The organism is Actinacidiphila sp. bgisy167 (genome assembly GCF_057707665.1).
In genome coordinates this window covers 133,207-151,182 of the sequence record NZ_JBYIQP010000002.1, presented here as the reverse complement: position 1 = coordinate 151,182, position 17,976 = coordinate 133,207, and the positions used below count along the sequence as shown (strand labels likewise).

Here is a 17,976-nt window from a genome sequence, read left to right as displayed (position 1 = left end):
GCCCGTCAAGCCGGCTGACGACCGCGGTGGCCGCGAGCCGCCTGACGACCCCGGTGGCCGTCGCGCTCAGCGACCCACCGCGTACCCCTGCATCCCGCGGGGGTTGGCGGCCGCGGACAGCACGCCCGTCTCCGGGTCGCGGGCGACGGCGCACATACGGCCCTCGGACCAGGGCGCGGCGACGGTGACGTCGTGGCCGCGGCCGCGCAGCCCGGCGATGACGGACTCCTCGAGGCGGCTCTCCACGGTGAGGCTGCCCGGCCGCATCTGACGGGGGTGGAAGGAGCTCGGGAAGCTGTCGTTGTGCCAGTTGGGCGCGTCGATGGCGCCCTGGAGGTCGAGGCCGCCCCGGACGGGGGCGCGCAGGGCGACGCCCAGGAAGAAGTGCAGCGACCACTGGTCCTGCTGGTCGCCTCCGGGGGTGCCGAAGGCCATCACCGGCACCCCGTCGCGCAGCGCGAGCGACGGGGTGAGCGTGGTGCGCGGACGGCGGCCCGGGGTGAGGGAGTTCGGCAGCCCGGGCTCCAGCCACGTCATCTGCAGGCGGGTGCCGAGCGGGAAGCCGAGCTCGGGGATGACGGGGTTGGACTGCAGCCAGCCGCCGCTCGGGGTGGCGGCGACCATGTTGCCCCAGCGGTCGACGACGTCGAGATGGCAGGTGTCGCCGCGGGTCGCGCCGTTGTGGGCGACGGTCGGCTCCCCGACGCCCATGGCGTCGAACTCGTCCTCCGCGGCGGGGTCGTGGAGCGGGAAGTGAGGCAGCTGCGGAGTGCGGCCGCCGGGGCTCCCGGGGCGCAGTTCGTGGGAGGCCTTGGCCGGGTCGATCAGGCGGCGCCGCTCGTCGTTGTAGGCGGGCGAGAGCAGCTCGGCGAGGGGCACGTCGTCCTGAGCGTCGCCGTACCAGGCCTCGCGGTCCGCCATCGCGAGCTTGGTGCCCTCGACCAGGGTGTGCACATAGTCGGCGGAGCCGTACTCCAGGTACGGGAGGTCGGGCGGCAGCAGGGCCAGTTGCTGCAGGAAGACCGGACCCTGACTCCAGGGGCCCGCCTTGCAGACCGTCCAGCCGTTCCAATCGAGGGACACCGGGTCCTCGTGGCGGGCCTCATAGGCAACGAGGTCGTCCCCGGTCAGTGTGGCGGCGTGGCGCTCACCGGTGGTGTCCATCGCGGGACGGGCGGCGAAGGCGGCCAGCGCCTCGCCAATGAAGCCCTCGCGCCACGCCCTGCGGGCCGCCTCGATCTGCGCCTCCCGGTCGCTGCCCGCGGCCTCCGCCTCCCGCAGCAGCCGCCGCCAGGTGGCGGCGAGAGCGGGGTTGCGCAGCATCGCGCCGGGCCGGGGCGGACGCCCGTCGGCCAGGTACAGCTCGGCCGAGGTCGTCCACTCCGTCTCGAACAGTTCCCGCACGTTGCCGACCGTGGCGCCGACGGCCTCCACCGCGGGGTGGCCCTGCTCGGCGTAGCCGATGGCGAAGGAGAGCACCTCCGCGAGCGGCTTGGTGCCGTGGTCGCGCAGCAGCACCATCCACGCGTCGAAGGCGCCGGGCACGGCGGCCGCGAGCGGACCGGTGCCGGGGACGAAGTCCAGGCCCAGAGCACGGTAGTGGTCGATGGTCGCCCCGGCTGGGGCGGGGCCCTGGCCGCTGAGCACGCGGACGGCACCGCCCGCCGGCGCGATGATGATCGGCACCTCGCCGGCGGGACCGTTGAGGTGCGGCTCCACCACGTGCAGCACGAATCCGGCGGCGACCGCCGCGTCATAGGCGTTGCCGCCGTTCTCGAGCACGGCCATCGCCGACTGGGAGGCGAGCCAGTGCGTGGACGAGACCATGCCGAAGGTGCCCTGCAGGGTGGGCCGGGTCGTGAACAATTTCCCTACTCCTCGCGCCGGGGACACTCCTACACTCGCACGGCGCTCGACGAAACCGAACACATACCCCCGTCCCGTCCACGGCGCGCTCGCTCGCGCGGGTTCCCGGTGTGGTCGGGAATGATGCTCGGCGGCAGCCGGGCGCGTGGGACCCACCGCCCTGATTCCGACTGAGGCTTTCGGCCTCCACTCCCGCGGTGACCCGGACCTGGAGGCGCTCGCCGCGCTCGCCGCCCCCGAGGCGACCGGCGGCCGGTGGAGACCGCCGGCCCCGGCGGTGGGGGCCCCGGGGTGACCGGCGGGGTGTGGCTGCACGTCGACAGGGTGGCGCAGGTCGACTGGTCCTGCGGGACCTGCACCGGGAGCGGCAGGTGTGGGGCGACTGCCGGGCCGGCCGCTACGAGGTGGGCGTCCAGGCCGGCCATCCTCTGGGCTTCTGGTCCCCGGTGTACGCCTGTGGAGTCGCCGCCGGCCGGGTCCTGGCCGACCTCGCGGGCGAGCCGACCGCGCTGCGTGAGGAGACGCCGGCCTGTCCCGGGCCGCTGTGCGAGGCGCTCGTCGCGGCTTCCTGGGAGCCGGACTTCCTGGTCGTGAAAGCCCGCAGGTCCGCGACTGCCGGTGACGTCCTGCACGTCGCGCCGTGCCTTTCGCGGTCGGGGTGCTGTCGCAGTCGCTGCACGCCCATCACCATGTGCGGTACCGGGGCCCTCGCCGCCGCGGGTGTTTTTTACGGCACCCCGCCCGGTTTCCGTGCCCGCGCCGAGAGGTGCCGGCCGGCCGGGCTCCCCCATGGCAGCGGTGGAGGCTGCCTCGACCCTGGTAGCGCAGGTGCGTGCGGCGCTGGGCTGACGGGTCGGAAAACCCGATGGCCGCGCCCCGCACGGTCTGCGTACCCTCACGCCATGAGCGCGAAGAAGCCGCTTGTCGCGATCCTCAGCGGCGCGGGGATCTCCACTGACTCCGGCATTCCGGACTACCGAGGCCCGAACGGGCTGTGGCGGCGCGACCCGGGGGCCGAGAAACTCGTCACGTACGAGCACTACATGGCCGATCCCGAGGTGCGCCGCAGGTCGTGGCGGATGCGCATGGAGAGCCCGGCACTGGACGTGCGGCCCAACGGGGCGCACGACGCCATCGTCCGGCTGGAGCGGTCCGGAGTGCCGGTGCGCGTGATCACGCAGAACGTCGACGGGCTGCACCAGATGGCGGGGCTGCCCGAGCGCAAGGTGCTCGAGCTGCACGGCACCGCCCGTTCCGTCGTGTGCACGCGGTGCCACGACCGGACACACATGGACGAGGCCCTGGCGCGGGTCCGGGCGGGCGAGCCGGATCCGGCGTGCGGGAAGTGCGGCGGGATCCTGAAGTCGGCGACCGTCATGTTCGGTGAGCGGCTGGACCCGGTGGTGCTGGGCAACGCCATGGCCATCGCCAAGGGGTGCACGGTGTTCGTCGCGGTCGGAACGAGCCTGCAGGTGCAGCCGGCCGCGTCGCTCGCCGGGATGGCGGCGGAGCACGGCGCGCGGCTGGTGATCGTCAACGCCGAGCCGACGCCGTACGACGCGTTCGCGGACGAACTGGTGCGCGAGCCGATCGGGAGCGCGCTGCCCGCGCTCCTGGACGGCATCGCCGAGCAGGCGACCGCTGGCTGACGCGCGTGCCCCCGGACGGATTCCGTCCGGGGGCACGGGTCACGGCGGGTCCGCCGCGGCGCTACCAGCGGTGGTGCACCTGGGCGCGGATGCTTCGGTCGTACAGCTCCCGCACCGCGTCCAGCGTGCTCTGCGGCAGCGCCGGCAAGGCGGCGGCCTCGGCGTTGGCGCGGGCCTGCTCGACGGAGCGGGCGCCGGGGATCACGGTGGTGACGCCGGGCTGCTGGATGATCCAGCGCAGCGCCGTCTGCGCCGGGGTCGCACCCTCGGGCGCGAGGGCGGCGAACTCGGCCGCGGCCTCGAGGCCCGTCGCGTAGTCCACGCCGGAGAAGGTCTCGCCCTGGTCGAAGGCCTCACCCTGCCGGTTGTAGGTGCGGTGGTCGTCGGCCGAGAAGACCGTGTCCTTGGTGTAGCGGCCGGACAGCAGACCGGAGGCGAGCGGCACGCGGGCGATGATCCCCACCCCGGCCTCGGCGGCGGCCGGCAGCACCTGCTCCAGCGGCTTGAGCCGGAAGGCGTTGAGGATGATCTGCACGCTCGCGACACCGGGACGGGCGATGGCGGTCAGCGCCTCCTCGCAGGTCTCGACGCTGACGGCGTAGGCCGCGATGCGCTGCTCCTCGACGAGGGTGTCGAGGGCGTCGAAGACGGCGTCCGAGGAGTAGACGGCCGTGGGCGGGCAGTGCAGCTGCACGAGGTCGAGGGTGTCGACGCCCAGGTTCGCCCGGGACCGGTCGTTCCAGGTGCGGAAGTTGTCCAGGACGTAGTTCTCGGGGACCTGGTCGACCCGGCGGCCCATCTTCGTGGCGACGAAGATCCCGGCGTCCGGGCGCTCCCGCAGATAGCGGCCGATCAGCTGCTCGCTGCGTCCGTCGCCGTAGACGTCCGCCGTGTCGAAGAGGGTCACGCCCTCCTCGACCGCCGCGTCCAGGACGGCGAGAGCGTCCTCCTCACGGACCTCGCCCCAGTCGGCGCCCAGCTGCCAGGTGCCGAGACCCACGACGGACACCTTGCGGCCCGTCCTGCCCAATACGCGCTGCTCCATGACCTCGATGCTAGCCGCTGCCCTGACGGCCGCCGCCGACGGGGCAGCCGCTACCGGCGGGCGGCCCGCTCCAGGTGGCGGCGCACTTCGCGGGCCGCGTGGTGGCCGGACATGCCGTGGACACCGGGGCCGGGAGGGCTGGCGGAGGAGCAGAGGAAGACCCCGGGGCGCGCGGTGGTGTAGGGGTTCCACTTCAGCTTGGGGCGGAAGGCCGTCTGCAGTCCGGCGAAGGCCCCGCTTCCGATGTCGCCCCCGACGTAGTTGGCGTTGCGGGCCGCGAGTTCGGCCGGTCCGCTGACCGCCCGGGCGAGGACGAGGTCCCGGAAGCCCGGGGCGAAGCGCTCGATCTGCCGCTCGACGGCTTCGGTGGCGTCGCCGCGCCAGCCGTTGGGCACGTGCCCGTACGCCCAGAAGACGTGCTTGCCCTCAGGGGCGCGCCCCGGGTCGACGACGGTCGGCTGGGCGGTGATCAGGAACGGGGTCTGCGGCGGGCGGCCGCGCACCGCGCGGTTCAGGGCGTCGCCGATCTCGCCGATGGTCGGCCCCAGGTGCACGGTGCCGGCCCGCCGGGCCTCGTCCGCGGTCCAGGGCACCGGACCGTCCAGGGCGTAGTCGATCTTCCAGACGGCCGGTCCGTAGCGGTAGTTGCGGTAGGTGTCACCGAGGCCGGCGATACGGGCCAGTGCGGTCGGCGAGGTGTCGAAGACGTACGCGCGCGCCGGCGGCAGCTCGTCGAGCTTGCGGACCGTGACGCCGGTGTGGACGGTGCCGCCGAGCAGCCGCAGGTAGGACGCGAGGGCGTCGGCGAGCGACTGGGAACCGCCGCGCGGGACCGGCCAGCCGACCTCGTGGCCTGCGACAGCGAACATCAGCGCCGTCGCACCGGTGAGCGGGCTGGTGAGGGGGGCGATGGCATGGGCGGCGAGCCCGGCCAGCAGCCCGCGGGCCTTCTCGCCGCGGAAGAGCCGGGCGAGCACGGCCACCGGCGGCAACCCGGTCAGCCCGAAACCCGCGAAACGCAGCGGGTCGCGCGGCAGTCCCCGCCACTGGGGGCGCAGGAAGTCGTGGGCGAAGGTGTGCCAGCGGCCGACATAGGGAGCCAGCAGCCGGCGGTAGGTACCCGCGTCGCGTGGTCCCAGTGAGGCGGCGGTCGCGCCGACGGTGCGGTCCAGCACCGCGGCCGTGCCGTCGTCGAAGGGATGCGCGAGGGGCAGTTCCGGGTGGAGCCACCGCAACCCGTGCTCGGCCAGCGGCATCGCGTCGAACGCCGGTGAGCCGGCGCCGAACGGGTGCACCGCCGAGCAGGGGTCGTGGCGGAAGCCCGGCAGGGTCAGTTCCTCGGTGCGCGCGCCACCGCCCACGCGGTCGCCGGCCTCGAAGAGCTCCACCGAGTGGCCTGCTCGGGCGAGTTCGACCGCGGCGGTCAGGCCGTTGGGCCCGGCGCCGACGACGATGACGTCCGTGACGTGTGCCCTGCTCACCGGCCACCTGCCATCAGGTCGACGACCCGTCGCGCGGTCGCCTCGTCGCGCGCCACGGAGAAGGGGAAGGTGTTGCCGCCGCCGATCCGGAAGGGCACGCCCGCGGCGGTGACGCTGGCGCCGCCGGCCTCGGTGACCAGCAGCAGGCCGGCCGCGTGGTCCCAGGGCGACTCCCAGGTGAAGGCGACGGCGTCGAGCACGCCCCGGGCGACCTCCACGTAGTCCAGTCCGGCGCAGGTGCACTGGCGGGCTTCGACGCCGTCACCCCCGTCGTCCCTGTCGCCCCCGAGCCTTTCGAACCGGCTCCGGTCGTGCGCGTCGAGGAAGGCGAACTGCGAGGTGGCGATCCTCAGCGGGCCTTCGCCGACGCCGCGGGCGGTGCGGATCGGCTCGCCGCCCAGCAGGGCGCCCCTGCCGCGCCTCGCGGTGGCCATCAGCCCGAGGCACGGCACATAGGTCCAGGAGGCCTGCACCTCACCGCCGGAGGCCAGGGCGACCAGCGTGCCGAACTCGGGTCTGCCCGCGACGAAGTTGGCGGTCCCGTCGACGGGATCGACGATCCACACCGGGTCGTCGCCGCCTATGCGCCGCAGGATGCCGGGATCGGCGTGCACGGCCTCCTCGCCCACGACGACGGATCCGGGCAGCAGCGCCGGCAGCTCCTCGGCCAGCCGCAGTTCCGCCTCGCGGTCGGCGACAGTGACCAGATCCCCCGGCCTGGACTTGTGGCTGATGTCGGCGGCGCCCAGTCGTCGCCAGCGCGGCACGACTTCCGCATCGGCGGCCGCGCGCACCGTGTCCTCGACCGCCTTGAAGAGTGCGTCATCGATCACCCCTCCATCAGACCAGATCGGCCGCGGCCCCGCGCACCCCCTTGGGCTTTGGCGGATTCACGCCGTCCGTGCGGCTGCCGCCGCCTTCCTCATCAGGGCGGTGTACAGGAGGAACGAGGTGATCAGGCCGACCGCCCAGCCGTAGTCCGCGAACGGCTTGAGCAGCGGGATCAGTCCGTCGACGGGGAACGGGCCCTGCTTGCGGCCCGCGGCGTCGACGGTCGAGTAGGAACCGCCGACCGCCAGCAGGCCGCCCACGAGGAGGGCGAGCACCGCCCGCCAGTTCCAGCCGCGGTGGTACCAGTAGCGGCCGGCCCCCGCCTCGTACAGCTCCCGGAGCGCGAGATGGGTGCGCCGGACGACCCAGTAGTCGGCGATGAGGACCCCGGCCACGGTGCCCAGGACACCGCCGACCACACCCAGCCAGGTGAAGATGTACAGCTCGGGGGTCGAGGTCAGCTTCCAGGGGAGAATCAGCACCCCGACGACGCCGGTGATCAGCGCGCCGGTGCGGAAGTCCACGTGCCGGGGCACGAGGTTGGACAGGTCGTACGCCGGGGAAACCACGTTGGCCGCGATGTTGACGCTGATCGTGGCCACCAGCACCGTGACCAGGGCGTAGAGCAGGCCGACGACGTTGTCGGTCTTGCCGGCCAGCTCGACCGGATCCCAGATCGCCTTGCCGTACACCGCGTGCGAGCCGGAGGTCACGAGCACCGACAGGACGGCGAAGAGGGTCATCGTGGTCGGCAGACCGAGTGTCTGGCCCCATACCTGGGCACGCTGACCCGCACCGAAGCGGGTGAAGTCGGGGATGTTGAGGGAGAGCGTCGACCAGAACCCGATCATGCCCATGAGGGCGGGGAAGAAGACCTTCCAGAAATCCGCCCCCCAGCCGAGTTCCGAGGGCTGGTCGAGCAGCGGTCCGAAGCCGCCCGCCTTGTCCGTCATCCAGACCAGCAGGACGACGGCGCCGACGAGGACGAAGGGCGCGGCCCAGTTCTCGAAGCGGCGGAGCGTCTCCATGCCCCGGTAGATGATCGCGAGTTCCAGCGCCCAGAAGGCGAGGAAGCAGACCCACAACGTCCACGGGTAGCCCGCCACGTGCGCGGCGCCGGCCCAGCCGCCCCAGATCTTGCCGAGCAGGACGAAGATGCCCTGACCGCCGATCCAGGTCTGGATGCCGAACCAGGCGCAGGCGACGGCGGCGCGCAGCATCGCCGGCAGGTTGGCGCCGCGCACCCCGAAGGAGGAGCGCGCCAGCACCGGGAAGGGGATGCCGTACTTGGGTCCGGCGTGGCCGGTGAGCAGCATCGGCACCAGGACGATGACATTGGCGAGGGCGATGGTGAGCACCGCCTGCCTCCAGTCCATGCCGAGGGCGACCAGACCGGAGGCCAAGGTCCACGAGGGGATGTTGTGCGCCATCCCGATCCACAGCGCGGTGAAGTTGTAGGTCGTCCAGTGCCGGTCGGCGACGGGGATCGGCAGCAGATCCGGGTTGGCGTACGGCCCGTGCGGCACGGCCGCGTCGAGGCGGAGCTCGACGCGGCCGTCGGGGTGCGTGATCTGGGCGGGCGGCGTGGCAGCCGGCATGGGCGCGGTGTTCTCCTCAGCCGCGGAGTGCGGGGATGACGGTGGAGCCGTAGGCGTCGACGACCGACTCCTTGGCGTCGTGCATGGCATAGAGCGCGAACTGGTCCACGCCCAGCGCCTTCAGCGCGCCCAGCTTCTCGATGTGCCGCTCCGGCGTGCCCAGCAGGCAGAAGCGGTCGACGATCTCGTCCGGAACGAACGCGGTGTCCGGGTTCCCCGAACGACCGTGGTGCGCGTAGTCATAGCCACGACGCGCCGCGATGTACGAGGTGAGCTCCCCGGGCACGGCGTCCGAGTGCTCGCCGTACCGGGACACCAGGTCGGCGACGTGGTTCCCGACCATCCCCCCGAACCAGCGGCACTGCTCCCGCGCATGGGCCAGCGCCCGCGGCGAGTCGTCCTCGGTCACATACGCCGGCGCCGCCACACACACCCGCACGTCCCCCGGATCACGCCCGGCGGCCACCGCCGCGTCCCGGACCGCCCTCACCATCCACTCCGTCAGATACACGTCCGCCAACTGCAGGATGAACCCGTCCGCCTTCGCCCCGGCGACCGCCAGCGCCTTCGGCCCGTACGCCGCCATCCACACCGGCAACCGCGCCCCCTGCCCGATCCACGGGATCCGCACCACCGTGCCGCCCAGATCGGCCTCACGGCCCTCCGCCAGCTCGCGGATGACGTGCATCGCCTCCTCGATCCGGGCCAGCGTGTTCGGCTTGCGGCCCGCCACCCGCATCGCCGAGTCACCCCGACCGATCCCGCAGATCGTGCGGTTGCCGAACATCTCGTTCAGCGTCGCGAACGCCGACGCGGTCACCTCCCACGCCCGCGTCCCCGGATTGGTCACCATCGAACCGACCACCAACCGCTCCGTCCGCGCCAGGATCTGGCTGTAGATCACGAACGGCTCCTGCCACAGCACCGTCGAGTCGAACGTCCAGCCGTGGCTGAAACCGCTCCGCTCGGCACGCCGCATCAGCTCCACGACCTGCGCGGCAGGCGGGTCCGTCTGCAGAACGAGTCCGAAGTCCATGGCTCCAACGCCTTTCTCACACGAGGTACTGACACGTTCCGCGCGGGATGTACTGGCCGTGGCCCGCCCGCCCGACGTACTCCCGGCCGTCGAGGACGAGCTCGCCGCGGGACAGCACCGTCTTGACCTGCCCGGTGATCCGCTTGCCCTCGTAGGCCGAGTAGTCGACGTTCATGTGATGCGTCCGCGCGGACAGCACCTGCTCCGCGGCCGGGTCGTAGACCACGATGTCCGCGTCCGCACCCGGCGCGATCGTCCCCTTGCGCGGATACAACCCGAACATCCGCGCCGGCGCCGCACAGGCGATCTCCACCCACCGCCGACGGCTGATACGCCCCTCCACCACCGCCTGATGCAGCAGATCCATCCGGTTCTCCACCCCCGGCAGCCCATTGGGAATCTTCGAGAAGTCACCCCGCCCCAACTCTTTCTGCCCCAGAAAACAGAACGGGCAGTGATCCGTCGACACCACCTGCAGATCATTCGTGCGCAGGCCCCTCCACAGCACCGCCTGATGCTCCCTCGGCCGCAACGGCGTCGAGCACACGTACTTCGCACCCTCGAAACCCGGCTCGGCGAGGTTGTCGGTGGACAGGAACAGATACTGCGGACACGTCTCCCCGAACACGTTCAGCCCCTCGTCCCGGGCCAGCGCGATCTGCTCCACCGCCTGCCGCGCCGAGACATGCACCACATACAGCGGGCACCCCGCCACCTGCGCCAGCCGAATCGCCCGATGCGTCGCCTCCGCCTCCAACAAGGCATGCCGCACCTCACCGTGGTACCGCGGATCGGTCCGGCCCGCGGCCAACGCCTGCTCCACCAGCACATCGATCGCGATCCCGTTTTCCGCATGCATCATGATCAGCCCACCATCGGCCGCACCACGCTGCATCGCCCGCAGAATCCTGCCGTCATCGCTGTAGAACACACCCGGATACGCCATGAACAGCTTGAAGGACGTCACACCCTCCTCCACCAGGACGTCCATCTCCTCCAGTGTGTCCTCGGTGACGTCCGAAAGAATCATGTGGAAGCCGTAGTCGATCGCACACCGGCCATCCGCCTTCGCATGCCACGCGTCCAGCCCCGCACGCAACGACTCCCCCACCGACTGCACGGCGAAATCCACAACCGTCGTCGTCCCACCCCACGCCGCCGCCCGCGTACCGCTCTCGAAGGAATCCGACGCAAAGGTGCCGCCGAACGGCAACTCCATATGGGTGTGCGCGTCCACACCACCCGGCAGCACATACATCCCGCCCGCGTCGATCACACGATCAGCGGACCCCGCCCACCCCTCGGCCGGATCCGAGCCGCGCGCGGCGAGGGCGGCGATCCTTCCACCCTGGACAAGGACGTCGGCGTGGACTTCCTCGGCCGCGGTGACGACCAGTCCGCCCCGGATGACGATGCGGCTCATGCTCCCACTCCTTCCCATGGCCGAGCGCGGGGTCCCTGAGACCTCGTTGCCATGCCGGAACGGCTCTGCGCCCGCAGGCCCCTCCATGGCGGGGAACGCACGACCGGTCACCCACGGTGGCGACACCACCGCTCTCTGCCAGGGCCTCACGGGAAGCCCGGACTCGACGGGGGCGATCCGCTCCTTTCGCGCCCGCCGAATGGCGAATGCTCACAATATGCCATGAATCAGGCATATGAGCTGGTATGCGGCGTGCGGGGAAATCGCGTTGCCCGGGCCGCGGCGACGCGGCGACGATGGGCGGATGGAGGATCCCGCGTGCGAATGAGACTGCGTCAGTTCCGGCCGCGAACCGGGCCCGTCGAGCACCGGGTCGTGCAACCATGGCACCCCCCGCGCCACACGGCGCTCACCGACCCGGCCGCCTACGGCTTCCTGGTCGGCGACCACGCGGGGCTCTCGACTCTCGCCGGAATGTTCTCCTTCGCGGCCTGCTCCCGGCGCACCATCGTCCACGTCCCGCTGCGCGGCGGAGTGCCCCTGCGGGAGGAGGGGTATCTGGAGGCGTGCGGCGGCCGGGTCGACCTCGTCCTGATCCACCACTCACTCGGCCTGCGGGCGAGCGCATGGCCCGGATTGCGCCGCCGGCTCACCGGCGGCGTACCGCTGACGGTCCGCACGGACGAGGCGCGCACGGCACGCGACGCCGACGCCTGGTGGAAACGGTACGGCCGCGCGGAATCCCGCGACCGGCTGCGGCCCGTCGGACACGCCCGGACCCTCATCCTCGTCGGCAGCCGCGGCACGTTCTCCTTCGCGGCCACGCAGTTGGCGTGGGCAGCCGGCCAGGGGCCGTGTCAGAAGGGCGTGGTGAAGGGGCACATGGCCCTGGTCGAGTCGCTCACGCCGCTGCTGCACCCCGGCGACGGATGGCGCGGGCCCGAGCTCGACATCGCTTTCGCGGCATATCCGCCGTACACCCACTTCCGCAGACCGGGCCGCCCGCAGCACCCGGACCGCCCGGCGTCGCCCACCCCGGCGGCCGCAGCATCGCGTGCGGCGCGCCGATGACCCGCCCGACGTTCCACGCGCCACACGGGAACCGGTGAGCAACGGCGGCGGCGCGGGCGGGGCGAGGCCCCTGCCCGCGCTTGAGGCGGTGCCGCGGCGTCAGGTTGAACCGTCGCCCAGCTCGCTCTGGGCCTGCTTGAGTGCCGACTCCAGGATGGACGCCCCTTCCTCCGCCTCCGCGACGGTCAGGGAGAGCGGCGGGGCGATGCGCAGCGCGTCGCCGGCCCGGCCGCCCTTGCCGATGAGCAGGCCGCCCTCACGCGCCGCCTCCAGGACGAGGCCCGCGGCAGCCGGCGAGGCCAGCTCGACGCCGAGCATCAGCCCGCGTCCGCGCACCTCGCGCACCACCGGGAGCCCGGAGCAGATGGCCTCCAGTCGCGACCTGAGCAGACCGCCCACGCGCCGGGCGTTGCCCTGCAGATCGTGGTCGAGGAGGTATTGCAGGTTGGCCAGCGCGCCGGCCGTGGTGATGGGGCTGCCGCCAAAGGTGGAGATGGAGTTGGCGGTGAGGCAGTTCATCACCTCGGCGCGGGCGACGACCCCGCCCATGGAAAGGCCGTTGCCGACGCCCTTGGCGAAGGTCAAGACGTCCGGCGGGCCGGAGCCCTCGTGCGCCTGCCAGCCCCAGAAGTGCTCACCGGTGCGGCCCCAGCCGGTCTGCACCTCGTCGGTGATCCACAGGATGCCATGCCGGTCCAGGACCTGCTTGAACGCGGCCAGCAGCCCGTCAGGACCCGAGGTGAAGCCCCCGACGCCCTGGACCGGCTCGGCGATCAGGGCGGCGACCTGGCCGTTGGCCTGGCCGAGCACGTCCTCCAGATCCGCCACGCAGGCAGCCGTGAACTCGGCGTCGGACAGGTGCGCGTACGGGCCGCGGTGTCGGACGCCGCCGTGCACGTAGAGCGTCTGGAGCGGCGACAGGCTCGTCGGCGACCAGGAGGTGTTGCCGGTGATGCCGATCGCCGAGAAGGAGCGCCCGTGGTAGCTGTTGCGCAGCGCCAGGATCTGGTTGGACTTCCGGTACGTGGTGGCGAGCAGCAGCGCTGTGTCGTTCGCCTCCGTGCCGGAGGTGGTGAAGAAGACCCGGGCGTCGGGGACGCCCGACAGGCGGGCGATGCGCTCGGCGAGCTCGACGGCCTGCGAGCTCAGATAGAGCGTGGAGGAGTGCAGGATCCGCCCCGCCTGTTCGCGGATCGCGGCGGTCACCTCGGGCAGGGCGTGGGCGGTCATGGTGGTGAGGATGCCGCCGAAGAAGTCCAGGTACTGCCGGCCCTCGGCGTCCCAGACGTGGCGGCCCTCGCCGTGGGTGATCTCGATGGGCTGCCGGTAGTAGGTCACGAGCCACTGCGGCATCACGGCCTGGTGGCGGGAGTGGAGCGCGGCGTGCGGGTTCTCGGTGATGGTCATGGACGTTTCACGCCTCCGTCAGGGTGCTGTAGGCGTCAGGGCGGCGGTCCCGGTAGAAGGCCCACTGCTGGCGCACCGCGGGGATCAGGTCGAAGTCCAGGTCACGCACGATCAGCTGTTCCTCCTTGTCGGAGGCCACGTCACCCACGAACTGGCCGCGGGGGTCGACGAAGTACGAGGTGCCGTAGAAGTCGTTGTCGCCGTAGTCCGGTTCCTGGCCGACCCGGTTGATGGCGGCGACGAAGTACTCGTTGGCGACGGCCGCGGCCGGCTGCTCCAGCTGCCACAGGTACGAGGAGAGCCCGCGATGCGTCGCCGAGGGGTTGTAGACCAGTTGCGCGCCGGCGAGGCCGAGCGCCCGCCAGCCCTCGGGGAAGTGGCGGTCGTAGCAGATGTAGACGCCGATCTTGCCGACGGCCGTGTCGAAGACGGGCCACCCCAGGTTGCCGGGCTTGAAGTAGAACTTCTCCCAGAAGCCCTTGACCTGCGGGATGTGGTGCTTCCGGTATTTGCCGAGGTAGCTGCCGTCGGCGTCGATCACGGCGGCGGTGTTGTAGTAGAAGCCGTCCTGTTCGATCTCGTGGACCGGCACCACCGTCACCATGCCCGTCTCCCGGGCGAGCGCCTGCATACGCCGCACGGTCGGACCGTCCGGCACCCGCTCGGCCCACCGGTGGTTCTCGGCCTCCTGGACCTGGCAGAAGTAGGGGGAGTTGAACACCTCCTGGAAGCCGATCACCTGGGCACCCTGCGCGGCTGCCTCGCGGGCGTGCTCCTCGTGCTTCGCGATCATCGACTCGGTGTCACCGGTCCACGTCGCCTGGACGAGCGCGGCGCGTACGACATTGGGCATGACAGCTCCTTTGACGCAAGGGCACGCCGGAACGGCAGGCTGGTCTACGCACGTAGATCCGGCGTTGGGACGAACGTAAGAGCCCACTGCCCACTGTGGCAATACCAGCGCCGTTACTCAACGAAGCCGATCAGGTTTCGGGGTCGGGCAGACCCGCCCGGCGCAGTGCGGCCGCCACGCCGCGGCGCTCACGGGCGGGCACCGGCCGCGGCGGCAAGACCGGGCCGACGCGCCTGCCCGCCTTCCCGGGCGAGGGCGGCCCGGCGGGCTGCCCCTCCTGCGAGGGCGGCCCGGCAGTGTGTCGGTGAGGCATACGGTGGCCGGCACACGCACACAGCCCGACGCCGGCGGCGCCATGGGGCACGACGAGCGCCCGGCGGGCGGAGGCGTCAGCGGCGCTCCCCCACCGCTGCGCCCACGGGCCTCAGCCCTCAGCTTCGGTCCCTCGCCCCTGAACCTGCTCCGCATGGTGACGTCGGTAATGGCGGGCGACACGGGCGCGGTTGCCGCAGGACGGCTTGCACCACTCCTGGCGGCCGTGGGACTTGACGAAATACCGGACACACCTGGGCGCGCCGCAGGACCGCAGCCGGTCGCGCCGGGGTCCGGCAAGGAAATCCACGGCCGCCCGGGCGAGTGCCGCGACGACGCGGGCCACCGGCTCGGCCGGCTGCGCCGTCGACACGAGCGTGGCGACGGGAGCCTGCTGCACCGGCCACACGAGCCGAGGGGCGACGGGGAGCAGCGCCGCGGCGGCGTTGAGGTGCGTGAGAGCCTCCTCGGCGGGCATCAGGCGCCGGGCGTCGGCGGCACTGGGCGGCCCGGGCGCCACGGCGCGGGCGAACAGGGCGCGCAGGGCGCGGCGCAGGGCGAGCACATCGGCGAGCGCCGCGTCGTCCGCGGCGAAGCCGTCGGCCTCGGGAAGGTGCGCGCGAACCCAGGCCGTCAGCGCGGTCGGGTCGCCGAGGTCGTCGGCGACCCCTCCGTCACCGTCGTGGCGGAGGGTGTTCGCCAGTTCTATGGCGAGGTCCCGCTCCATGACGTCCTCCTCTCGATGGCCCGCCGACGGCACTCTACCGCCTACCCTTCTGCCGTTCTAATGGCATAGAATCCATTTAACGTTAGCCCAGGAGGGGAGCGGCCCATGCTGCTGGCTCATATCAGCGATCTGCATCTCGACGGCACCGAGCGCTCGTCGGAGCGCGCCGACCGCGTCATGGCGTACCTGCGCGGACTCCCCCGGCAACCGGACGCACTGCTGGTCACCGGGGACATCGCCGACCACGGCGCCCCCGCCGAGTACGAGGACGCCGCCCGGATCCTCCAGGCGCCCTTCCCCGTGCTCTGCTGCCCGGGCAACCATGATCGCCGCGCCGCCTACCGCAAGGCGCTGCTGGGCGAGGCGGAGGGGGCAGGGCCGGTGAACCGGGCGCACCTCGTCGCCGGGACGGCCATCCTAATGTGCGATTCGACGATCCCTGGTGAGGACGACGGCCTCCTGGACGAGGACACCCTGCGGTGGCTGTCCGCGACGCTGAACGGCCTCGCGCCGGGGACTCCCGCGCTGGTGGCCTTCCACCACCCGCCCGTGCCGCTGCACCATCCGCTGCCCGACGGCTACCGGCTGGGACGCCCCGAGGCCTTGGCGGAACTGCTGGCGGCGCACCCGGAGGTGGTGGCCGTCCTGACCGGGCACGCGCACACGCCCGCCGCCACGAGCTTCGCCGGGCGGCCGCTGATCGCCGCGCCGGGGGTGACGTGGACGCTGCGCATGCCGTGGGAATCGGGGCAGGACGGCGCGGTGGCCGACCGTTCGGCGCCGCCCGGCGTCGCCTTCCATGTGCTCGACGGCGAACGGCGCCTGACGACTCATTACCGCATCGTGCTCTGAACCACCATCGCCGAGCCGCCACCGCGGCGCACCTTCTCTGCGGCGGCCAGCCAGCGTCCGTCCGGCAGTCGCTGCACACCGGTCACGGCGCCGATCTCGCCCGCGTCCGCGAAGCTGTGCCCGATGTCCTTCAGCTCCGCCGCCACATCGCTGGCGAGGAAGGCGGGCTCCACCTGCGTCGTCGCGGCGTTGCGCTGGCTGGCGCGGGGCACGGCGATCGCATCCACCAGCGGCATGCCGCGGTCGACATGCTCGGTCAGCACCTGCAGCACCGTGGTGATGATCGTGGCGCCGCCGGGCGAGCCGAGCGCGAAGTCCACCCGGCCGTCCTTCAGCACGATCGTCGGGGACATCGACGAACGCGGCCGCTTCCCGGGGCCGGGCAGGTTGGGGTCGTGGACGGAGGGGCTCGCCGGGGCGAAGGAGAAGTCGGTCAGCTCGTTGTTGAGCAGGAAGCCACGCCCGGGGACGGTGATCGCGCTGCCCCCGGTCTGCTCGATGGTCAAGGTGTACGCGACGACGTTGCCCCACTTGTCGGCGACCGTGAGGTGCGTGGTGCTCTCGCCCTCGTACGTGGTCGGGGCGGCCTTGCCACCGCGGTCGCAGCGCGCCGGACGGGACGGGTCCCCTGGGGCGACCGGGCTGGCCAGCACCGCGTCGTCCTTGATCAGGCAGGCGCGGGAGTCGGCGAACCTCTGCGACAGCAGCCCCGCGGTCGGGACCTTCTCGAAAGCGGGGTCGCCGACCCAGCGCCCGCGGTCGGCGAAGGAGATCCGGCTCGCCTCGAGGAAGCGGTGCAGGTACTGCGCTTCGGACAGCCGGGAGAGACGGCCCGTCCGCTCGAGGATGTTCAGCGCCTCGCCGACGGTGGTGCCGCCGGAGGAGGACGGGGCCATCCCGTAGACGTCCAGGCCGCGGTACGAGACGCGGGTGGGGTTCTGCGGCTTGGCCTTGTATGCCTTCAGGTCGGCGGTCGTGAGGTCGCCGGGGCGGACGACCCGGGTGGCGGCCGGGTCCACCGGCGGCTTGCGCACGGTGTTGACGATGTCCTTGCCTATGCCGCCGCCGTAGACGGCAAAGACCCCTTCGCGGCCGAGCTCGGAGTAGGTGCGGGCAAGGTCCGGGTTCTTGAGGGTGGAGCCGACGACGGGCAGTTGCCCGCCGGGCAGGAAGAGCGCGGCCGTGGCCGGGAAGTCCTGGAAGCGCGCCTGGTTGGCCTCGGTCTGGCTGCGGAAGGTGGCGTCCACGGTGAAGCCGTCGTGCGCGAGGCGCTCGGCCGGCCGCAGCACGTCCCGCAGGCTCCGGCTGCCCCAGGACTTCAACGCGGTGTCCCAGGTGGCGGGGGTGCCGGGGACGCCGACGCTCAGACCGCTGGTGACGGCGTCGTTGAAGGGCAGCGGCTGGCCGTTCTCGACGAAGAGCTTGTCGGTGGCGCTCCTCGGGGCCGTCTCCCGGCCGTCGATGGTGTGCACCTTGCGCTGCTTGGCGTCGTAGTACACGAAGTAGCCACCGCCGCCGATGCCCGCCGAATAGGGCTCGGTGACGCCGAGAGCCGCCGCGGTGGCGACCGCGGCGTCCACGGCGTTCCCGCCGCGCCGCAGCACCTCGATGCCGGCGGCGGAGGCGTCGGCGTCGACGCTGGAGACCGCGCCCCCGTAGCCGACGGCGAGGGGGACCTTGGCGGGTCCGGCGTCCCGGACCGGTACCTCGGCCCCCGGCGGGGCCGCGGCCACCGAGAACGCGGCGGCGGTTACGGTGAGCAGCGACAGTATCCGTACAGCGTGACGACGCATACGTGGACCTCCACTGGGACGACCGTCCGGGC

General features: G+C 72.3%; 14 protein-coding genes. 3 read left to right on the top strand and 11 right to left on the bottom strand.

Going from position 1 to position 17,976, the window contains the following annotated elements; genetic code table 11:
- Positions 1 to 66: 66 nt before the first annotated feature.
- Positions 67 to 1,866: a gamma-glutamyltransferase family protein gene (locus tag AC3ET4_RS01735; RefSeq protein WP_431945052.1), complete on the bottom strand. Its 1,800-nt coding sequence runs from the start codon at positions 1,864 to 1,866 to the stop codon at positions 67 to 69.
- A gap of 902 nt (positions 1,867 to 2,768) precedes the next feature.
- Here AC3ET4_RS01735 and AC3ET4_RS01730 point away from each other — a divergent pair.
- The gene (locus tag AC3ET4_RS01730) at positions 2,769 to 3,515 is read left to right on the top strand and encodes an SIR2 family NAD-dependent protein deacylase (RefSeq protein ID WP_431945050.1); all 747 of its coding nucleotides are present in this window, start codon (positions 2,769 to 2,771) and stop codon (positions 3,513 to 3,515) included.
- A 61-nt stretch (positions 3,516 to 3,576) separates the two neighbouring features.
- Here the strand turns inward: AC3ET4_RS01730 and AC3ET4_RS01725 are convergent, their stop codons facing one another.
- From AC3ET4_RS01725 to hydA, 6 genes are read right to left on the bottom strand one after another with little or no spacing between them, the layout of a single operon-like run.
- Positions 3,577 to 4,560: an aldo/keto reductase gene (locus AC3ET4_RS01725; protein ID WP_431945048.1), complete on the bottom strand. Its 984-nt coding sequence runs from the start codon at positions 4,558 to 4,560 to the stop codon at positions 3,577 to 3,579.
- Positions 4,561 to 4,610: 50 nt separating this feature from the next.
- A complete protein-coding gene (locus AC3ET4_RS01720) occupies positions 4,611 to 6,041 on the bottom strand; it encodes a phytoene desaturase family protein (RefSeq protein ID WP_431945046.1) in 1,431 nt (476 codons plus the stop codon).
- Positions 6,038 to 6,874, bottom strand: a complete 837-nt coding sequence (locus tag AC3ET4_RS01715; RefSeq protein WP_431945044.1) for an inositol monophosphatase family protein — start codon at positions 6,872 to 6,874, stop codon at positions 6,038 to 6,040. Before AC3ET4_RS01715 ends, AC3ET4_RS01720 begins: the two co-directional genes overlap by 4 nt.
- A gap of 57 nt (positions 6,875 to 6,931) precedes the next feature.
- Positions 6,932 to 8,470, bottom strand: a complete 1,539-nt coding sequence (locus AC3ET4_RS01710; protein ID WP_431945042.1) for an NCS1 family nucleobase:cation symporter-1 — start codon at positions 8,468 to 8,470, stop codon at positions 6,932 to 6,934.
- 16 nt (positions 8,471 to 8,486) lie between these two features.
- Entirely contained in the window at positions 8,487 to 9,506 is a 1,020-nt protein-coding gene (locus tag AC3ET4_RS01705; protein WP_431945040.1) for a TIGR03842 family LLM class F420-dependent oxidoreductase, read from the bottom strand.
- Between the two features lie 16 nt (positions 9,507 to 9,522).
- Positions 9,523 to 10,929 (bottom strand): dihydropyrimidinase, encoded by a 1,407-nt coding sequence (hydA, locus tag AC3ET4_RS01700; RefSeq protein ID WP_431945038.1) that lies wholly within the window; start codon positions 10,927 to 10,929, stop codon positions 9,523 to 9,525.
- Between the two features lie 318 nt (positions 10,930 to 11,247).
- Here hydA and AC3ET4_RS01695 point away from each other — a divergent pair, with 318 nt between their 5' ends.
- On the top strand, positions 11,248 to 12,000 hold the full coding sequence (locus tag AC3ET4_RS01695; protein ID WP_431945037.1) for a hypothetical protein: 753 nt from the start codon (positions 11,248 to 11,250) through the stop codon (positions 11,998 to 12,000).
- 99 nt (positions 12,001 to 12,099) lie between these two features.
- Here AC3ET4_RS01695 and AC3ET4_RS01690 read toward each other — a convergent pair whose 3' ends face one another.
- The 3 genes from AC3ET4_RS01690 to AC3ET4_RS01680 form a co-directional block, all read right to left on the bottom strand.
- Entirely contained in the window at positions 12,100 to 13,407 is a 1,308-nt protein-coding gene (locus tag AC3ET4_RS01690; protein ID WP_431945035.1) for an aspartate aminotransferase family protein, read from the bottom strand.
- A gap of 7 nt (positions 13,408 to 13,414) precedes the next feature.
- The gene (locus AC3ET4_RS01685) at positions 13,415 to 14,260 is read right to left on the bottom strand and encodes a nitrilase-related carbon-nitrogen hydrolase (RefSeq protein ID WP_431945033.1); all 846 of its coding nucleotides are present in this window, start codon (positions 14,258 to 14,260) and stop codon (positions 13,415 to 13,417) included.
- 424 nt (positions 14,261 to 14,684) lie between these two features.
- Positions 14,685 to 15,299, bottom strand: coding sequence for an ABATE domain-containing protein (locus AC3ET4_RS01680; protein ID WP_431945031.1), 615 nt, complete (start codon positions 15,297 to 15,299; stop codon positions 14,685 to 14,687).
- Between the two features lie 105 nt (positions 15,300 to 15,404).
- Here AC3ET4_RS01680 and AC3ET4_RS01675 point away from each other — a divergent pair, with 105 nt between their 5' ends.
- Positions 15,405 to 16,151 carry a metallophosphoesterase gene (locus tag AC3ET4_RS01675; protein WP_431945029.1) on the top strand — a complete coding sequence of 249 codons (747 nt, stop codon included), beginning with the start codon at positions 15,405 to 15,407 and terminating at the stop codon, positions 16,149 to 16,151.
- On the opposite strand, the gene ggt is transcribed toward AC3ET4_RS01675, so the two are convergent.
- Positions 16,133 to 17,944 carry a gamma-glutamyltransferase gene (gene ggt, locus AC3ET4_RS01670; protein WP_431945027.1) on the bottom strand — a complete coding sequence of 604 codons (1,812 nt, stop codon included), beginning with the start codon at positions 17,942 to 17,944 and terminating at the stop codon, positions 16,133 to 16,135. The two genes, AC3ET4_RS01675 and ggt, sit on opposite strands and share 19 nt — an antisense overlap.
- Between the last annotated feature and the right edge of the window lie 32 nt (positions 17,945 to 17,976).